This is a genomic window from Actinomadura sp. NPDC049753, from assembly GCF_040674655.1.
In the GTDB taxonomy this organism is placed as follows: Bacteria; Actinomycetota; Actinomycetes; order Streptosporangiales; family Streptosporangiaceae; genus Spirillospora; species Spirillospora verrucosospora.
This window is the reverse complement of sequence record NZ_JBFARL010000456.1, coordinates 1-1,448: the sequence shown is the minus strand read 5'-3', so window position 1 is coordinate 1,448 and position 1,448 is coordinate 1. Positions and strand designations below refer to the sequence as shown.

General features: G+C 77.2%; 2 protein-coding genes. Both read left to right on the top strand.

What is annotated here, in order from left to right; all coding sequences use genetic code 11:
* Positions 1–929, top strand: a 929-nt coding sequence (locus AB0K37_RS42180) for a bifunctional adenosylcobinamide kinase/adenosylcobinamide-phosphate guanylyltransferase (RefSeq protein ID WP_363991866.1), incomplete at its 5' end; no start/stop codon positions are given.
* Positions 930–945: 16 nt separating this feature from the next.
* Positions 946–1,404 carry an adenosylcobinamide-GDP ribazoletransferase gene (locus AB0K37_RS42175; RefSeq protein WP_363991863.1) on the top strand — a complete coding sequence of 153 codons (459 nt, stop codon included), beginning with the start codon at positions 946–948 and terminating at the stop codon, positions 1,402–1,404.
* The last annotated feature ends 44 nt before the right edge of the window (positions 1,405–1,448 follow it).

Genomic DNA, 1,448 nt, shown 5'->3' with positions numbered 1-1,448 from the left:
AACTCGGTCCGGGCGAAGGCGCTGGCGAACAGCCCGAGGGCCATGCCGAGCAGCGCGTCCAGGAGGGAGACCAGGACGAGGGACGCCAGCGAGCCCCCGCCGCGGTCGACGGCGTCGCGCTGGAGGACCTGCCGCGGACGGACGTGCCCGGCGGGTACGAGGTCCGCGCGCCCGGCGGAGGGCGTGCGCTGGTGGCGGCCGGTCCGGGGGCCAGGCCGGAGCCGTCCGCCGGCGCCGTCTACGACGCCGTGCTGCTGGACTTGGCCGGGTCCCCGGACCATCTGGGATACCTGCGCCACACGGGGGCCGTGACGCCGGAGACTCGGGTCGTCGCCGTCCACATCGACCACCGCCTGTCCTCGCCGTCCGAGCTGGAGCGGCGCATGGCCTTCTGGAACCGCTCGGAGCACGGCCCGTTCCGGACGCTGCTCCTCGGCGGAAGCCGGTCGGGCAAGTCGGGCGAGGCGGAGTCGCGCCTGGCCGCGTGCTCGGACGTCCTCTACGTCGCGACCGGCCCCGTCCGCGGCGACGACCCCGAATGGGCGGAGCGCGTCGCCGCGCACCGGCTGCGCCGCCCGGCGTGGTGGCGCACCGTGGAGACGACCGAGCTCGCCGACGTGCTCGCGTCGGCGACCGGCCCGGTGCTGGTGGACGGCATCGGCACCTGGCTCGCGGCCGCCATGTCCGAGACGGACGCCTGGGAGAAGCCGGCGCGGGTGGAACCGCTCGTGGACGGCCTCGTCGCGGCCTGGCGGGGCACGGCGGCGCGGGTCGTCGCGGTGAGCGACGAGGTCGGCCTGTCGCTGGTGCCGACGACGGCGTCCGGGCGCGCGTTCCGGGACGTGCTCGGCCGGGCCAACCAGCGGCTCGCGGCCGAGTCCGAGGAGGCGGCGCTGGTCGTCGCGGGCCGCGTCATGGAGCTGCGGTGACCGTCCCGGACCTCGGATGACCGCCGGCCTGCGGCTGGCGGTCACGCTGCTCACCGTCGTCCCGCTGGGCACGGGCCGGGTCGACCGCGACGCCGCGCGCTCGGCGATGCTGCTCGCCCCCGTCGCCGGGCTGATCCCGGGCGGGGCCGCCGCGCTGGTCCTGCTCGCGGGCGGCCCGCTCGGCCTCTCCCACCTGCTCGCCGCGGCGCTCGCGGTGGCCGCGTCGGCGGCGGTCACCCGCGCCCTGCATCTGGACGGCCTCGCCGACCTCGCCGACGGCCTCGGCAGCGGGCGTCCCGCCGCCGAGGCACTGGCGATCATGAAGCGGTCCGACATCGGCCCGTTCGGCGTCGTCACCCTGCTGCTGACGCTGCTGGTCCAGGTGGCAGCCCTGGCGTCGGCGCCGCACCCCGCCCTCGCCGCAGTCGGCCGGTCCTGCTGGGCTGCGGTGAGAGCCTGCTCCACCGAGTCGTAGAGCGGGTAGACGTCGAGGTCCCCCGCCACACGGACGATGGCGGG